Here is a 14,544-nt window from a genome sequence, read left to right on the forward strand (position 1 = left end):
CGCTGGTGATCACCGAGTAGGGTGAGGCCCCGCACCAGCCGGAGGAGGCCCATGTCCAGCACACCGCTGTCTCTTCCGGCCCCACCACCCCGGGCGCCGGAGTTCGGGGCCGACGCGCTCATCGTCTGCGAGAGCCTGGTCCGCATCTACCAGTCGGGGCCGATCGAGGTGCAGGCCCTGCAGGGTCTCGACCTCATCGTCGAGAGCGGCGAGATGGTCGCGGTCGTCGGCGCGTCCGGGTCCGGCAAGTCCACGCTGCTGTCGATCCTGGCGGGGATCGACGCGCCGACCGCCGGGCGGGCCCGCGTCGACAAGTGGGACCTGCTGGGCATGTCCCGCGCCGACCGGGTGCGCTACCGGCGGCAGACCGTCGGCTTCGTGCGGCAGCAGACCGCGAGCAACCTGGTGCCGTACCTGACCGCCCGGCAGATGGTCGACCTGCCGATGACCGCCGCCCGGGTGCCGGCCCGCACCCGCAGGGCCCGCAGCATGGAGCTGCTCGGCGCGCTCGGTGTCGCCGGCTTCGCCGACCGGCGGCCCGGCCAGCTCTCCGGCGGGCAGCAGCAGCGGGTCGCCATCGCGGTGTCGCTGGCCAACCAGCCGCGCGTGCTGCTCGCCGACGAGCCGACCGGCGAGCTCGACACCGCCACCTCGGCCGAGGTGTTCGGCGCGCTGCGCGACGTCAACCGCGAGCTCGGCGTCACCGTCGTCGTGGTCACCCACGACCCCGGGGTGAGCGGCCAGGTCGAGCGCACGGTCGCCATCCGCGACGGGCGCACCAGCAGCGAGGTGCTGCGCCGCACGGCGACCGCCGACGACGGCGGCGAGCACGTCATCGCCGAGGAGTACGCGGTGATGGACCGCGCCGGCCGGGTCCAGGTGCCGCGCGACTACCGCGAGGCGCTCAACCTGACCCGCCGCGTCCGGCTCGCCCTCGAGCCCGACCACGTCACGATCCGGCCCGACGCATGAGCCTGCTGACCGTCGAGGGCGTGCACCGCAGCTTCGGCGACGTGCACGCCCTGCGCGACATCACGTTCGCCGTCGAGCCGGGGGAGATGGTCGCGCTCGTCGGCCGCTCCGGCTCGGGCAAGACCACGCTGCTCAACGTGATCGGCGGCCTCGACCGGCCGGACCGCGGCACGGTCACCGTCGACGGCGTCGAGGTCACGGCCCTCGACGAGGACGGGCTGTCGCAACTGCGGCGCGAGAAGGTCTCGTACGTCTTCCAGACCTTCGGCCTCATCCCGGTGCTGTCCGCGGCCGAGAACGTCGGCGTGCCACTGCGCCTGGCCCGCGCCGGCCAGGCTGAGCGGGAGCGCCGGGTCGCGCTGCTGCTGGAGCTGGTCGGCCTGGCCGGGCACGCCGGGCAGCGCCCCGGCGAGCTCTCCGGCGGCCAGCAGCAGCGGGTCGCCATCGCCCGCGCGCTCGCCGCGTCGCCGCGGCTGCTCATCGCCGACGAGCCGACCGGCCAGCTCGACGCCGAGACCGGCCTGGCCGTGATGGCGCTGCTGCGCGGCGTCGTCGAGTCCGAGGGCGTCACGGCGCTCGTCTCCACCCACGACCCGGTGATGATGGCGCTCGCCGACCGGGTCGTGCACATCGCCGACGGACAGCTGACCACGTGATCGCGCTGCTCACGCGGCGGGCCCGGGCGCAATGGCCGCTGCTGCTCGCCCTGCTCGCGGTCCTCACCCTCGGCGCCACCCTGCTCGGCACCTGCGCCCTGCTGGTCACCCGCACCTCGGAGCGGGCGGTCGAGGTGGCGGCGTCCCGGGCCGAGCCCGACGACGTCGAGGTCACCGCCTACACGGTGACGATCGCGGCGGCCGACGCGCGGTCGGTGGCGGCCGACACGCGTACGCTGCTGACGTCCGCGATCGCCCCCTTCCCCGCGGCCACCTCCACCCGCGCGTCCTCGGCCATGCGCAAGCTGCCGGCGGCCAGCGACGAGGACCATGGGCTGCTCAGCGAGATCTACCTCTCCGGCGTCGACGGCCTGTCGTCGCAGGCCACGCTGATCGCCGGTCGCTGGCCGCGGCCGGCGGGCGACGGCGCCCGCCCCGGCGCGCCGCTGGAGGCCGCCCTCTTCGACAACACGGCCCGTCTGCTCGGGCTGACGGCCGGCAGCCGCGTGCACCTCGGCCCCGAGATCGGCCGCGACCCGGCCGGCCCGCTGGACGTGGTCGTCGTCGGCATCGTGCACCCGCTGGCGGACACCGGCTGGGACCGTGATCCGCTGGGCGGCGCCGGGTTCGACCCCGACCCCGAGGACGCCGCCTACGCCGACCAGGTCAACGCGTACGGGCCGCTGCTGGTCGGCCTGGGCGACCTGCTGGCCAGCGGTTCGGCCCTCGACCGCCTCGAGGTCACCGCCCGCCCCGACCTGTCCGCGCCGACCGGCCCCGCGCTCGACCGGCTCACCGGCGCGGTGCAGGCCGCCGACCGCCGGCTCGGCGGCACGCTCGGCGACCGGGTACGCATCGAGCGCGTCTCGTCCTCGCTGCCGCAGACCCTGCTCGGCGCCCGCAGCCAGCAGGAGCTGACGGCCGGCTCGGTCCTCGCGCTGGCGCTGATCGGCATCCTGCTCACGGCGATCGCGCTCGCCCTCGCCGGGCGGCTGACCACCGGCGTACGGGCCGAGGAGAGCGAGCTGCTCACCGCGCTCGGCACCAGCCGCGGACAGTTCGCGCTGGTCTCCGCGGTCGAGGCGGCCGCCCTCGCGGTGCTCGCCGCCGCGGCCGCGATCCCGGCCTCGTCGGCCCTGCACGCCACCCTGACCCACCTGCCGCCGCTGTCCACCGCCGGGCTCGCCACCCGCCCGGCCGTGACCCCGGCCCAGGTGCTGGCCGTCGCCGCCGGCGCGCTCGCCCTCGCGCTGCTGCACGTCGGCCTGGCCGTGCGGCCCGCCACCGGCCGCGGCGACCGGCGCGGCCGGCGGGAGCTGCTCGCCCGCTCCGGCGCCGACGTCCTGCTGCTCGCCCTGGCCGGGATCGGCTGGTGGCAGCTGCGGTCCCAGCCGGCGGCCGCCGGCACCCGCGCCGACGTCGTCCGCGTGCTCGCCCCGGCCCTGTTGCTGGCCGCCGGCACCGCGCTGTCCCTGCGCCTGCTGCCGCCCGCGCTGCGCGGGGCCGAGCGGCTGGCCGGCCGGGCCCGCGGGCTGGTGCTGCCGCTGGCCGCGTTCCAGGCCGCGCGCCGCCCCCAGGCGTACGCGGCCGGACTGCTGATCGGTCTCGCCTGCGCGGCCGCCACGTTCGGCGCCGCCTTCGCCGCCACCTGGAACGTCTCCCAGCACGAGCAGGCCGACCTGTCCGTCGGCACCGATCTCGCCCTCGCCCTGGACGCGCCGCCGGTGGCCGGCCAGAGCGCCGCGGTGCGGGCCGCGGCCGGCGGCACGATCAGCCCGGTGGTCACCGAGAACATCGCCGTCGGCCAGTGGCTCGGCGGTTCCGGCGCGTCGCCGCAGCTGGTCGCCGTCGATACCCGGCACGCACCCGCGCTGCTGCGCGGCCGGGGCGCGGACGACGTGGCCGACGGCCTCGCGCCGGCCGGGGTGGTGACCGGTCCGTCGCTGCCGAAGGGCGCCACGCCGACCGTCTCCGGCACGGCGAGCGGCTCGGAGCCGATCGTCGTGACCCCGCGGCTGCTGCTGCAGGACGAGACCGGCCTGCGTACCGCCTGCGGAGGCCCGCCGATCGTCCTCGACGGCCGCGCCCGCCCGGTGCCCGGCTGCGCGCCGGTCGCCGGCCTGCGCCTGATCGGGGTGGCCCTGCCGGTCACCACCGACTCGTGGGAGGTGCTGGTGAGCCAGGTCAAGGTCGCGCTGACCCTGCCCGGCCCGGCCGCCGCGGCCTGGACCGCCCACGCCGCCTCGCCCGAGTCGGAGCAGCTCACCGAGCCGGCCGTGGCCGCCACCGGACGCCGGCTCACCCTCGGCGCGACGGTGCGGTTCGCCGACCCGGCCGATTCGAGCCGCGTCCTGGTCGCCACCTCGTTCCCGGATCCGGGCCCGGTCCCGGTCGCCGTCTCCGCCCGCTTCGCCGGCGATGTCGGCGCCAAGCCCGGCGACAAGCTCAGCCTCAGCTTCGGGACCGTCCCGGTCACCGCCGTCGTCAAGCGGGTCGTGCCCACGATCCCGTCGCGGCCCGGCGCCGCCGCAGCGCTGTCCGATGTGGACTGGCTGTCCCGCGCGCTGGTGCTGCGCGGCGACCTCGACTCGCCGGTCACCGGCTGGTGGGTGGGCAATCCGAAGGGCGACACCGCCGGCCTGCACCTCGGCCGGTCCCGGACCCGGACGGCCGAGACCGCCCGCCTCACCGGGAGCCCGTTGCGCGCCTCCCTGCCCGCCGTCCTGCGGGTACTCGTCGCCGCCGCGGTTCTGCTGCTGCTCGGCGGCGTCGTCCTGCACGTGGCGTGCGACGTGCAGCTGCGCGCCCTCGAGGTGGCCCGGCTGCGCGGCCTGGGCATGTCCCGGCGCGACATCCGCGCGGCCCTGCTCGGCGAGCACGCGGCCGTGCTGCTGCCGCTGATCGTCACCGGCGCCCTGGTCGGCGCGCTCGCGACCGCGGTCGTGGCGCCCCTGCTCATCCGCTCCGACACCGGCGCCGCCCCGGTGCCGCCGGCCGCGGCCGCCTGGCCCTGGCTCACCGAGGTCGCCCTGCTCGGCCTGCTGATCGCCGCCGCGGCGTTGGCGGTGGCGGCCGTCGTCACCGTGCAGGCCCGCCGGGCCGACGCCGCCCACCTGCGGGTCGCCTCGTGACCCGCCGTCCCGGCCCCGATGGTGCCGCCCCGCGGCAGCCCGGCCCGCCCGCGGGCGCCTCGCGGCGGCTCGGCCCGCCCGCGGGCGCCCCGCGGCGGCCCGGCCCGCCCGCAGGCGCCCCGCGGCGGCCCGGCCTCCGGCGACCCATCGCGCTCCTGCCCGCGCTGCACTGGCCCAGCATCCGCGGCCGGGCCCGCGCCGACGCCGGCCCGCTGCTGCTGGTCGCCGCCGTGGTCCTGGTCATCACCGTGCTCACCGCGGCCGTGCCGCCGCTCATGCGGTCCACCGCCGACCGCGCCACCCGCGACGCCGTCCGCCGGGCCGGCCCCGACGCCGCCATCCAGGTGCAGGCCCGCTGGGAGGACGATTACGGCCCGACCGGCGGCCGGGTCCGCAACCAGGCGCTCGCCGCCGACGTCGACGACTTCTGGGGCCGGGCGGTGGCCGCGCTCGACCCGGACCTGCGCGAGGTGGTGCGCCCGCCGGTCACCACCGCCACCAGCATCTCGCTCGCGGTCACCGACGGCAGCATCCAGCGGCGGTTCCAGCTCGACTACGTGCAGAACGACAGCGGCGGCCCGGCCGTCACCTGGGTCGCCGGCAAGGAGCCGGCCGGCACCGCCGACGGCAACGTGGAGATCCCGCTCAACGGGCCGAAGTGGGAGGCGCAGGTCGGCCTCTCCGAGGTCGAGGCGGCCGCGCTCAAGGTCGGTCCCGGCGACCACGTCCCGCTCGAGGACGACCAGCGGAACAAGTACAACGTGCTGGTCAGCGGCATCTTCCGGCCGGTCGACCCGAACGACCCGGCGTGGCAGGCCGTTCCCTGGGTGGTGCGGCCGGTCGCCGACCTCGACGGGGCCGGCAGCACCCGGTTCGGCGGCCTGCTGTCGGCGAAGTCGCTGCCCGACGGCCGGCTCGCGCTGCAACAGGACCAGTTCCGGCGTACGGTCTGGTTCGCCCCCGACCCCGGCCGGCTCAGCTGGGCCACGGCGCAGGCGCTGGCCGCCGAGGTCGCCACGCTCAAGGCCACCTCCGGTTCGTCCGGCGAGCGCGACGCCTCGCTCAAGTGGGACACCCGGCTCGACGGGCTGCTGCGCGACGTGCGCGATCAGGTTCACGCCGCGTACGCGCAGGCGTCCGTCCTGCTGATCGGCGTCCTGACCGGCGCCGGCTTCGTCCTGCTGCTCGCCGCCGACCTGCTGGCCCGCCGCCGCGCCCCGGCCCTGATCACCGCCCGCCGGCGCGGCGCCGGCCTCGCCGGCCTGGCGGCCGAGCAGCTCGTCGAGTCGCTCGCGGTCACCCTGCCCGCGGCCGCGGTCGGCCTGCTGGCCGCGAACGCGCTGGCCGGCGGCGCCGCGGTCGGCTGGGCCGCGCCGGTGGCGGTGTGCGCCATCCTGGCCGGCCCCGCCTTCGGGACCGTCACCGCGGCCCGGGCCACCCGCGACCGGCGGGCGCCGGCGAACCGTTCCGCCCGGCTCTGGGCCCGGCGTACCGCCCAGCTGCGCCGTGCCGCCGTCGACGTCGCCGTGCTGGCCGCGGCCGTGCTGGCCGTCGTCGCCCTGCGGCAGCGCGGCATCGCGACCGGCGGGGACTCGGCGCTGCCGGCGGCCGCACCCACCCTCGGCATCGTGGCCGGCGCCCTCGTGCTGCTCCGGCTCATGCCCGTCGGCACCGGCCTGGCCCTGCGCCGGTCCCTGCGCTCGCGCCGGCCGCTCGCGGTCTTCGGCGCCGCCCGCGCCGCCGCGACCGCCACCCGCGCGCTGCCGCTGCTCGCGCTCACCGCCGCCGTGGCCCTCGCCGTCTTCGCCGCCACCCTGAACGCGACCACGTCGAGCGGCATGGCCGAGGGCGCCTGGCGCACGGTCGGCGCCGACGCCCGCCTCGACGTGGCGCCCGGCGCCGACGCCCGCCCCGACGTGGCGCCCGGCGCCGACGGCGCGACCGCCCGGATCGCCGGCCGGATCGCGGCCGCGCCCGGCGTCACCGGGGTGGTGGCCGCCCAGGTCAACGAGAGCGCCCGGGTCATCGCCGACAACAACACCGTCACCCCGAGCCTGGTCGTCGTCGACGTCGCCGCCTACCAGCGCCTGCTGGCCGCCACCCCGCTGCCGGCCGCGCCCGGCCTCGCCCTGCTCGCCGGCAAGGGCCGATCCACGCCGATCCCGGCGCTGGTCCGCTCGAGCGACGGCAGCCTGCGCCCGGGCATGACGATCCGCCTCTACCGGGAGGACGGCGACCCGGTCGAGCTGCGCGCCGTGGGCGTCGCCCCGGCCGTCGACAACGCCCCCGACGTGATCCTGGCCGACGCCGCGGCCGGCCTGGACTACACGCCGAACACGGTGTGGGCGACCGGCCCCGGCGCCGCCGCCGCGGTCCGGGCCAACGCCGCCGGTGGCCACCCGATCAGCCGGGCCGAGGTGCTGCACGACCGCCGGACCGCGCCGCTGAACGCCGGCCTGGTCGCCCTCGACCGGCTCGCCGCCGGCACCCTGCTGGTGCTGGGCCTGCTCGGCTTCGCCCTGGCCGCGGCCGCGAGCGCGCCGTCGCGCTGGGAGACGCTGGCCCGCCTGCGCACGCTGGGCCTGCGCCCGCGCGACACCAACCGGGTCGCGGCCGGCGAGCTGCTGCCCCCGGTGCTGGTGGCCGCGGCCGGTGGCCCGCTGCTGGCCCTGCTGCTGGTCCGGCTGACCTTCGGCCCGCTCGCGCTGCGCACTCTGACCGGCCAGACCGCGGACCCCGCGACGGCCGTACCGTGGTGGCTGGCGGCCGTGGTCGTGGCCGTCCTGGCCGTCACCCTGGCCGCCGTGGTGGCGACCGAGGCCGCCGTCCGCCGGCGCCGCCGCCTCGGCGACGTCCTGCGCGTGGGCACCTGAGGCACGGGGACCTGAGGCATGGGGAAAGGAAGCGGCGCCGCATGTTCGACATCCGGGACATCCCGTTCAGCTACCGAGGTTCCTGGTTCGACGTCTCGCCGGTCGTGGCCGAGAAGACGGTCGCCGACGACCTGCATCTGGTCTCCCACCAGACCGGCATGCACGCCGTCCTGCGCCTCACCCCGTCCGCCCCGGCGACCGTGACGGCGACCCCGACCGTGCTCGCCTGGCAGGGCGGCGGCGGCCGGATCGAGCTCGTCTACCAGACCCCGGACACGATCCGGCTGCGCGGGAACGGGCTGGGCCTGCGCATCGCCGCCGCGAGCGGGACGCTGACGCCCTTCGGCGGCCTTTACCTCTACCGCGACCCGGTCGACGGGGCGCATGTCTTCACCTCGTACGAGACGGGCCGCCGCTACCGGGTGACCGGCCCGGCGGCGGGCGCCGCCGGAGTGGAGGCGCTCGGGGACGCGGACCGGCACCTCACCCTGCCGGCGGACGAGCCGTGGGAGATCGCGGTCGAGGAGTTCGCCACCGCCCGGCGTCCCTACCGGTTCGACGCCGGGTTCGACGAGGCGCGCCGGGCCGCCGAGCAGACGTTCCGGCGGTTCGTGGACGCGGTCGCGCCCTGGCGCAGCGCGCGGACGCCGGCCGCCGAGCTGGCCGCCTACGTCCTCTGGTCGGCCACCGTGGACCCGGCCGGCTTCTTCGCGCGCCCGGCCGTGCTGATGTCCAAGCACTGGATGGACAAGGTCTGAAGCTGGGACCACTGCTTCAACGCGCTCGCCCTGGCCGGCGGCGAGCCGGAGCTGGCCTGGCACCAGTTCCAGCTGCCCTTCGACCACCAGGACCCCACCGGCGCGCTGCCCGACTCGGTCGCGCACTCCGAGGTGCTGCACAACTTCGTGAAGCCGCCGATCCACGGCTGGGCCTGGCGGCGGCTGCGCGGGTTGCCGGTGGCCCGGGCGGGGCTGCCGGAGGCGTACCGGCGCATGGTGCTTTGGACCCGGTTCTGGCTGGACCATCGCCGGGCGCCGGGCCACGCCGTGCCGCACTACCAGCACGGCAACGACAGCGGCTGGGACAACGCCACCACCTTCGACGACGCTCGCGTGATCGAGTCCGCCGACCTCGCCGCCTTCCTGACGCTGCAGCTGCGCTGCCTGGCCGAGATGGCCGCCGAGCTGGGCGAGCCGGACGCCGGATGGAACGAGGAGGCCGACCGCATGCGCGACGCCGTCCTGGGGACGGGCCGGCGTTCGGGCACCAGCCTGCTGGACCTCATGCCGATCGTGCTCGGCGAGGAGCTGCCACCGCCGGTCGCCGCCGCCCTCGCCCACGACATCGAGCGGCACCTGACCGAGCACGGCCTGGCCACCGAGCTCGTCGACTCGCCGCGCTACGAAGCTGACGGCTACTGGCGCGGCCCGATCTGGGCGCCGCCGACGGTTCTGATCGAGGACGGGCTGCGCCGCGCGGGTCACGTGGCGCTCGCGGACGAGATCAGCCGCCGGTTCCGGGTGCTGTGCGAGCGCTCCGGCTTCGCCGAGAACTTCGACGCCCGGACCGGAGCCGGCCTGCGCGACCGCGCCTAAACCTGGACGGCCGCGAGCTACCTGATCCTGGCCGCCGAGCACGAGCGCCGCACCGCGGGCGCCGACCGGTAGACCAGTCAGCTTCCCCGCCCCGTCGGCCGGGTCGCGGGCGTGGTCAGCGCACGGCGAGCAGGTGTTTCATCGCCGGCCGCTGCAGTTCGGCGAAGCCGTAGCCCTTGGTGCGCGCGGCCTCCAGTCGGTCCCGAACTGCCGCAGGCGGCCAGGGCCGCGGTCCCGGCCGCTCCGGCCGTCAGGCCGAGGAACTCACGCCGGGACAGGTTCTTGGCGATCTCGATCTCGACCAGCCGCTCGCCCCGGACGGGCCGGGACCGCGCCCGCCGCACCGGGTCGTCGTCGACCTCGGCAATCCGTTTGAACCGAACAGTTTCGCGACGGCCGCTCGGGGAAGCCGGACACCATGACCGATCAACGAGCCGACCGCTCACCCACCGACGAGCCGGATGGCACGCCGGCCTACGCCGCGTCGCTGCGGCCGCCCGGTGAGTCGGTGCAGCCGGGGACGACCAGAGAGGTCCGCGACGAGGAGATCGCGGAGGACGCGGCGCCCGCCGGCGACGACCCGGTGGCGGACCGGCCGAGCGGGCGGGTCCCACGCGGCGCCGGATACGACGTACGGTCGGTGTCCGGCGACACCGACATGGTCCGCCCGGACGAATAGGCCGCCGTAGCGGCGACGATGAGCGCGGCGACGGCGCCGGGAAGCCGGCGTATGACCGGATCGGCAGACGTGGCGGAGACGTCTCAGCGGCCCACGGAGCCGCGAGATGCCAGCCGCTCGAGCCACCGGTCCAGCAGCGCCGTCTCCGCCGGCTCCAGCGCCGAGGTGCCGGACACCGCCAGCTGGGAACGCAGCCGCAGGGCGGCGGCCGGCACCGGGTCGCCCTCCTCGGGAGCCGCCGGCTCGGTCAGCACCGCGCCGAAGACGGCCTCGCGCATGCGCACCGACAGGTCCGGATCGGCGAACAGCGAAGGCTGGGCGATCAGGCTGAGCGCGAGACCGACGTTGGCCGGCAAGATGATCTGGGCCGCGACCGACGGTGACACCCGCAGCGCGCCGATCGCCGAGCAGCGCAGCAGCGCCGCCTCGAGCAGGTCCATGATCTGGCGCCGGGCTTGGGCGTGCGAGCGCGGGCGCGGCGCGAACATCAGGTGGTAGAGGGCCGGGTTCCGCCGGGCGAACTCCATGTGGTCGTCCCAGCCGGCCCGCAGGTCGGCCACCGGGTCGCCGGTCTGCGGCTGCCGGCCCTTGTGCTCGGCGTAGCGGCGCAGCCCGTCGTCGGCCAGGGCGTCGAGCAGCCCGTTCTTGTCGCCGAACAACCGGTAGAGCACCGGCTGGGTGACCCCGACCGCCTCGCAGACGGCGCGGGTGGCGATGTCGCGGTCGGGGGAGTCGGCGAGAAGACGCTCGGCCGCGGCGAGCATGGCGGACCGGACGTCGGGCGTGATCGTGCTCATGAAATCAATGATACGCCAGCGTTGTATCAACGCTAGCGACGCGTGCTACTGTCGGCGTATCACCGAATCCATGTGGCGATAACAGTGCTACGAAGGAGCGTTCCCCATGACACAGCAGCGGGTTGCCATCGTCACCGGCGCCTCTCGGGGCATCGGCCGGGCGATCGCCACGAAGCTGGCCGCGACCGGCGCGGCCGTGGTCGTCGGCTACAGCGGCAACGAGGCGAGCGCGGCCGAGGTGGTCGGGGAGATCACCGCGGCCGGCGGGCAGGCCGTCGCGTACGGCGCCGACGTCGCCGACGAGAAGGCGGTGGCCGCCATGTTCGACCGGGCCGAGCAGGCCTACGGCGGCGTCGACGTGGTGGTGAACTCGGCCGGCGTGATGATCCTGTCCACCATCGCGGAGCTCGACCTCGACGACCTCGACCGGATGCACCGGGTGAACATCCGCGGCTCGTTCGTGGTGGCCCGCGAGGCCGCCCGCCGGCTGCGCCCCGGCGGCTCGTTCGTCACCCTCTCCACCTCTCAGGTCGGCATCCAGAGCCCGACCTACGCGCCCTACGCGGCGAGCAAGGGCGCGGTCGAGGCGATGACCCTGGTGCTGGCCCGCGAGCTGCGCGGGCGCGACGTCACGGTCAACGCGGTCGCGCCCGGCCCGACCGCGACCGATCTTTTCCTCGACGGCAAGGACCAGGCCACCATCGACCACCTGGCCAAGCTGCCCCCGCTCGAGCGCCTCGGCCGGCCCGCGGACATCGCCGAGGTGGTCGCGTTCCTGGCCGGCCCGTCGGGGCACTGGGTCAACGGCCAGGTCATCCGGGCCAACGGCGGCATCATCTGAGCACGCGCCGGCGCCGCAGCCCGAGCACGTTCGGCAGGACGCACCACAGGGGAACCACCACGGCGAGACCCACGAAGCCCGGCGGGTCGGCCAGCAAGGACTTCGCGTTCCCGTACGGGGTGAGCCACCGCACCAGATCGGGCGCGACCACCGTGAGCACGGCCGTCACCGTCATCGGCACCACGATGGTGGCCGCCATCGCCACCCACCGCCGCCGGATCAGCAGCCCGCTGCCGGTGCCGACCAGTTGGGCGATCACCTGCACCAGGACGGCCCCGGCGACGAAGGATCCCGGCGACCGAGCGATCGCCACGCCGATCAGCGCGGACGCGACGGCGACGCCGATCGCGGTCACGAAGCGCGAGCCGGTCCGGTCTAGCCTGACGGGGTGATCCGCCGTCGGCTCGGTGACGTCTTCGCGGTCGTGGCCGCGCTGATCGGCGGCGCGATCCTGGTCGCCGTGGGCGATCCCACCGGACCGGTGCCGGGCCTGATCCCGCTGCCGGTCGACGTGGCGCTCGGCGTGCTCGCCTGCCTCGCGCTGCCGCTGCGGCGCCGGTGGCCGGTCGGCCTGGCCGCCGCGGTCGTGCCGCTCAGCGCCGTCTCCGTCATGGCCACCGGCGCCGTCCTCGCCGCCGTCTTCGGGCTGGCCCTGCGCCGCCGGCTCGCGGTCGCCGCCGGGTTCGCCGCCCTCTACCTCGCCACCACCCCGATCTATCTGCTGTTCCAGCGCGAGCCCCGCCTTCCGGTCTGGACCGACGTCGTGGTCCGCGGCGTGCTCGCCGTCGCGGCGCTGGGCTGGGGCCTCTACGCCCGGGAGCGGCAGGCGCTGATCCGGCAGCTCGACCGGCGCGCCACCCGGGCCGAGGCCGAGCAGGCGGCCCGCGTTGCCCGGGCCCGCCGCGACGAGCGCGACCGGTCGCCCGCGAGATGCACGACGTGCTCGCCCACCGACTGTCCATGATCAGCCTGCAGGCCGGCGCCCTCGAGCTGCACCCCGACCTCGCCCGACCTGCACGAGGCGGCCGGCGTCATCCAGCACGGCGCGCACGAGGCCCTCGACGAGCTGCGCGCGGTCATCGGCGTCCTGCGGGCCGACGCCGGCCGCGCGCCGGAGCCGCCGCAGCCGGGGCTGGGCGAGGTCCGTGAGCTGGTGGCCGACGCCCGGCGCTGCGGCAGCGACGTCCGCTTCGACGACCGGATCGCCGGCACGGCGCCGCCACCGACCGGGCGCATCGCCTACCGGGTGGTGCAGGAGGCGCTGACCAACGCCCGCAAGCACGCGCCGGGCCGGGCGGTCGAGCTGGTGCTGGACGGCGGGCCCGGCGACGGGCTGCGCATCGAGGTGAGCAACCCGGTCTCCGGCGCGGCGACGGCGATGCCGGGCAGCGGGCTCGGCCTGATCGGCGTGGCCGAGCGGGTGGAGCTGGCCGGCGGGCGTCTCACCCACGGCACGAGCCGGGGCCGGTTCCGGCTGGAGGTGCGGCTGCCGTGGCTGGCCTGAGGCCGGTGCGGGTCGCGGTGGTGGACGACGATCCGCTCGTACGCAAGGGATTGCGCCTTTTGTTGGCGAGCGCCCCCGACCTCGAGATCGTCGCCGAGGGCGCGGACGGCGCCGACGTTCCCGAAATGGTCGACGCCCATCACCCCGACGTCGTCCTGCTCGACGTCCGCATGCCTCGGGTCGACGGGCTGGCGGCGGCCGAACGGCTCTGCGCGCGACGGCGCCGGCCGTACGTCGTCATGCTCACCACCTTTCACGCCGACGCCTACGTGCTGCGCGCCCTCCGCGCCGGGGCCAGCGGCTATCTGCTCAAGGACGCCCCGCCGCGCGAGCTGGTCGAGGCCGTCCGCCGGGTCGCCGCCGGCGAGCCGATCCTGAGCCCGGCGGTGACCCGCCGCCTGATCGAGCGGGTCGCCGACCCGGTCATCCACGACCGCCGCGCGGCCGCCGAGACCCTGCTGTCCCGTGCGACCGGCCGCGAGCGCGAGGTGGCCAGGACCGTCGCGCGCGGCCTCTCGAACGCCCAGATCGGCGCGGAACTGGGAATGAGCGTGCCGACGGTGAAGGCCCACGTCTCCCGGCTGCTCACCAAGCTGGGCCTGGAGAATCGCGTGCAACTGGCCCTGCTGGTGCACGACGCCGGCGAGGTCTGAGAAAGCGGCCGGCGCGCTGTCCTCAGCCGGCCGCCTGGAGGGCCATCTCGGTCTTGGTGCGCTGCAGGTCGGCCGGGGTCACCCCGTAGGCGCGCAGCGCCGTCGAGACGCGCTTGGCCACCGCCGCCGCCTCACCGACCCGGCAGCGGGTGGACAGCTCGAGCAGGCGCGACCCGTCCGGGTAGCGCCACCGCTCGGCGGTCAGTCCCCGGTCGAGGCCGCGCAGTTTCACGTTGAGGCAGCGCACGTCGATCGGGCCGTAGACGACCAGGTCCTCCGGGCCCACCGACGCCGGGGCGTACTTGGCCAGCAGCCGGCGCTGGCGGGACGAGAGCAGCTTGGTCAGCGGGCGGCCGGCGGCCAGCGTGCGGGCCACGTCGTTGCGGCCCAGGCGCTTCTTGAGGGCGCCCGAGCAGACCGCCCTGCCGGGGAGCGCGTCGATCTCCATGTGGAAGGTGTCGGCGTCGCGCAGCCAGCCCGGCACCCGGCCCGGCACGACCGGGCGCAGCTTGACCACCGCGTCGTCGCGGCCCTCCCGGTCGCGAAAGCGGACGATCACGCCGTGCCGGTAAAGGGCGAGGTCAGGGGTGTCGAGGAAGTAGACCCGGCGGTTCGGCTTGCGGTTCGTGTCGATGCCCAGCGACCGGCCGCCCTGCTCGGGCACGACCACCTTGAGCTCGACGTTCGGAACCTGACCGGCCATCGACCGCAGCGGGTCACGCTGCCAGAATCCCGTCGTCACGGCACGTACCTTTCGCTTCCTGGCGCCCCTGGACGCTTGCATGGGGCGAGGTCGCGAGCCCGCATACCCCCGTACACCCTTCGTTAACCTTGCGGCCACCT

15 protein-coding genes are annotated in these 14,544 nt (G+C 76.3%); 12 read left to right on the forward strand and 3 right to left on the reverse strand.

Translation table 11 applies throughout. From position 1 onward, the window contains the following. Positions 1-51 precede the first annotated feature (51 nt). The 7 genes from ACQP2F_RS11480 (at position 52) to ACQP2F_RS11510 (ending at position 9,906) form a co-directional block, all read left to right on the forward strand. Positions 52-972, forward strand: a complete 921-nt coding sequence (locus ACQP2F_RS11480; RefSeq protein WP_433303247.1) for an ABC transporter ATP-binding protein — start codon at positions 52-54, stop codon at positions 970-972. Further along, a complete protein-coding gene (locus tag ACQP2F_RS11485) occupies positions 969-1,628 on the forward strand; it encodes an ABC transporter ATP-binding protein (protein ID WP_433303249.1) in 660 nt (219 codons plus the stop codon). Before ACQP2F_RS11480 ends, ACQP2F_RS11485 begins: the two co-directional genes overlap by 4 nt. Further along, the gene (locus ACQP2F_RS11490; protein ID WP_433303251.1) at positions 1,625-4,759 is read left to right on the forward strand and encodes an FtsX-like permease family protein; all 3,135 of its coding nucleotides are present in this window, start codon (positions 1,625-1,627) and stop codon (positions 4,757-4,759) included. The genes ACQP2F_RS11485 and ACQP2F_RS11490 overlap by 4 nt, the downstream gene beginning before the upstream one ends. Then, positions 4,756-7,632, forward strand: coding sequence for an FtsX-like permease family protein (locus ACQP2F_RS11495; protein WP_433303253.1), 2,877 nt, complete (start codon positions 4,756-4,758; stop codon positions 7,630-7,632). Before ACQP2F_RS11490 ends, ACQP2F_RS11495 begins: the two co-directional genes overlap by 4 nt. Before the next feature lie 41 nt (positions 7,633-7,673). Next, positions 7,674-8,390, forward strand: a complete 717-nt coding sequence (locus ACQP2F_RS11500; RefSeq protein WP_433303255.1) for a hypothetical protein — start codon at positions 7,674-7,676, stop codon at positions 8,388-8,390. A 51-nt stretch (positions 8,391-8,441) separates the two neighbouring features. Next, complete coding sequence (locus tag ACQP2F_RS11505) at positions 8,442-9,227, forward strand: MGH1-like glycoside hydrolase domain-containing protein (RefSeq protein WP_433307453.1); 786 nt, start codon at positions 8,442-8,444, stop codon at positions 9,225-9,227. Positions 9,228-9,645: 418 nt separating this feature from the next. Further along, on the forward strand, positions 9,646-9,906 hold the full coding sequence (locus ACQP2F_RS11510; protein WP_433303257.1) for a hypothetical protein: 261 nt from the start codon (positions 9,646-9,648) through the stop codon (positions 9,904-9,906). A gap of 83 nt (positions 9,907-9,989) precedes the next feature. Here ACQP2F_RS11510 and ACQP2F_RS11515 read toward each other — a convergent pair whose 3' ends face one another. Continuing rightward, the gene (locus ACQP2F_RS11515; RefSeq protein ID WP_433303259.1) at positions 9,990-10,703 is read right to left on the reverse strand and encodes a TetR/AcrR family transcriptional regulator; all 714 of its coding nucleotides are present in this window, start codon (positions 10,701-10,703) and stop codon (positions 9,990-9,992) included. Between the two features lie 106 nt (positions 10,704-10,809). On the opposite strand from ACQP2F_RS11515, the gene ACQP2F_RS11520 reads away from it, so the two are divergent. After that, positions 10,810-11,544 (forward strand): SDR family oxidoreductase, encoded by a 735-nt coding sequence (locus ACQP2F_RS11520; protein WP_433303261.1) that lies wholly within the window; start codon positions 10,810-10,812, stop codon positions 11,542-11,544. Here ACQP2F_RS11520 and ACQP2F_RS11525 read toward each other — a convergent pair. Further along, the gene (locus ACQP2F_RS11525; protein ID WP_433303263.1) at positions 11,537-11,899 is read right to left on the reverse strand and encodes a hypothetical protein; all 363 of its coding nucleotides are present in this window, start codon (positions 11,897-11,899) and stop codon (positions 11,537-11,539) included. The two genes, ACQP2F_RS11520 and ACQP2F_RS11525, sit on opposite strands and share 8 nt — an antisense overlap. A 33-nt stretch (positions 11,900-11,932) precedes the next feature. Between ACQP2F_RS11525 and ACQP2F_RS11530 the strand changes: the two genes are divergently transcribed. The 4 genes from ACQP2F_RS11530 to ACQP2F_RS11545 are packed head-to-tail and all read left to right on the forward strand — an operon-like array spanning position 11,933 to position 13,701. Further along, positions 11,933-12,508, forward strand: a complete 576-nt coding sequence (locus ACQP2F_RS11530) for a hypothetical protein (RefSeq protein WP_433303265.1) — start codon at positions 11,933-11,935, stop codon at positions 12,506-12,508. Then, positions 12,475-12,693 carry a hypothetical protein gene (locus ACQP2F_RS11535; RefSeq protein WP_433303267.1) on the forward strand — a complete coding sequence of 73 codons (219 nt, stop codon included), beginning with the start codon at positions 12,475-12,477 and terminating at the stop codon, positions 12,691-12,693. Before ACQP2F_RS11530 ends, ACQP2F_RS11535 begins: the two co-directional genes overlap by 34 nt. Before the next feature lie 4 nt (positions 12,694-12,697). Continuing rightward, positions 12,698-13,048 (forward strand): sensor histidine kinase, encoded by a 351-nt coding sequence (locus tag ACQP2F_RS11540; RefSeq protein WP_433303269.1) that lies wholly within the window; start codon positions 12,698-12,700, stop codon positions 13,046-13,048. Further along, on the forward strand, positions 13,036-13,701 hold the full coding sequence (locus ACQP2F_RS11545) for a response regulator (RefSeq protein ID WP_433303271.1): 666 nt from the start codon (positions 13,036-13,038) through the stop codon (positions 13,699-13,701). The genes ACQP2F_RS11540 and ACQP2F_RS11545 overlap by 13 nt, the downstream gene beginning before the upstream one ends. 22 nt (positions 13,702-13,723) lie before the next feature. Here ACQP2F_RS11545 and ACQP2F_RS11550 read toward each other — a convergent pair whose 3' ends face one another. Then, the gene (locus ACQP2F_RS11550) at positions 13,724-14,443 is read right to left on the reverse strand and encodes a hypothetical protein (protein WP_433303273.1); all 720 of its coding nucleotides are present in this window, start codon (positions 14,441-14,443) and stop codon (positions 13,724-13,726) included. Between the last annotated feature and the right edge of the window lie 101 nt (positions 14,444-14,544).

It is taken from the genome of Actinoplanes sp. CA-030573 (genome assembly GCF_050951115.1).
GTDB lineage: Bacteria > Actinomycetota > Actinomycetes > Mycobacteriales > Micromonosporaceae > Actinoplanes.

What these genes read in the sequence shown, in the direction of transcription:
- ACQP2F_RS11480 (WP_433303247.1), top strand. Translation starts at nt 52, where the DNA reads ATGTCCAGCACACCGCTGTCTCTTCCGGCCCCACCACCCCGGGCGCCG.
- ACQP2F_RS11485 (WP_433303249.1), top strand. Translation starts at nt 969, where the DNA reads ATGAGCCTGCTGACCGTCGAGGGCGTGCACCGCAGCTTCGGCGACGTG.
- ACQP2F_RS11500 (WP_433303255.1), top strand. Translation starts at nt 7,674, where the DNA reads ATGTTCGACATCCGGGACATCCCGTTCAGCTACCGAGGTTCCTGGTTC.
- ACQP2F_RS11510 (WP_433303257.1), top strand. Translation starts at nt 9,646, where the DNA reads ATGACCGATCAACGAGCCGACCGCTCACCCACCGACGAGCCGGATGGC.
- ACQP2F_RS11515 (WP_433303259.1), bottom strand. Translation starts at nt 10,703, where the DNA reads ATGAGCACGATCACGCCCGACGTCCGGTCCGCCATGCTCGCCGCGGCC.
- ACQP2F_RS11520 (WP_433303261.1), top strand. Translation starts at nt 10,810, where the DNA reads ATGACACAGCAGCGGGTTGCCATCGTCACCGGCGCCTCTCGGGGCATC.
- ACQP2F_RS11535 (WP_433303267.1), top strand. Translation starts at nt 12,475, where the DNA reads ATGCACGACGTGCTCGCCCACCGACTGTCCATGATCAGCCTGCAGGCC.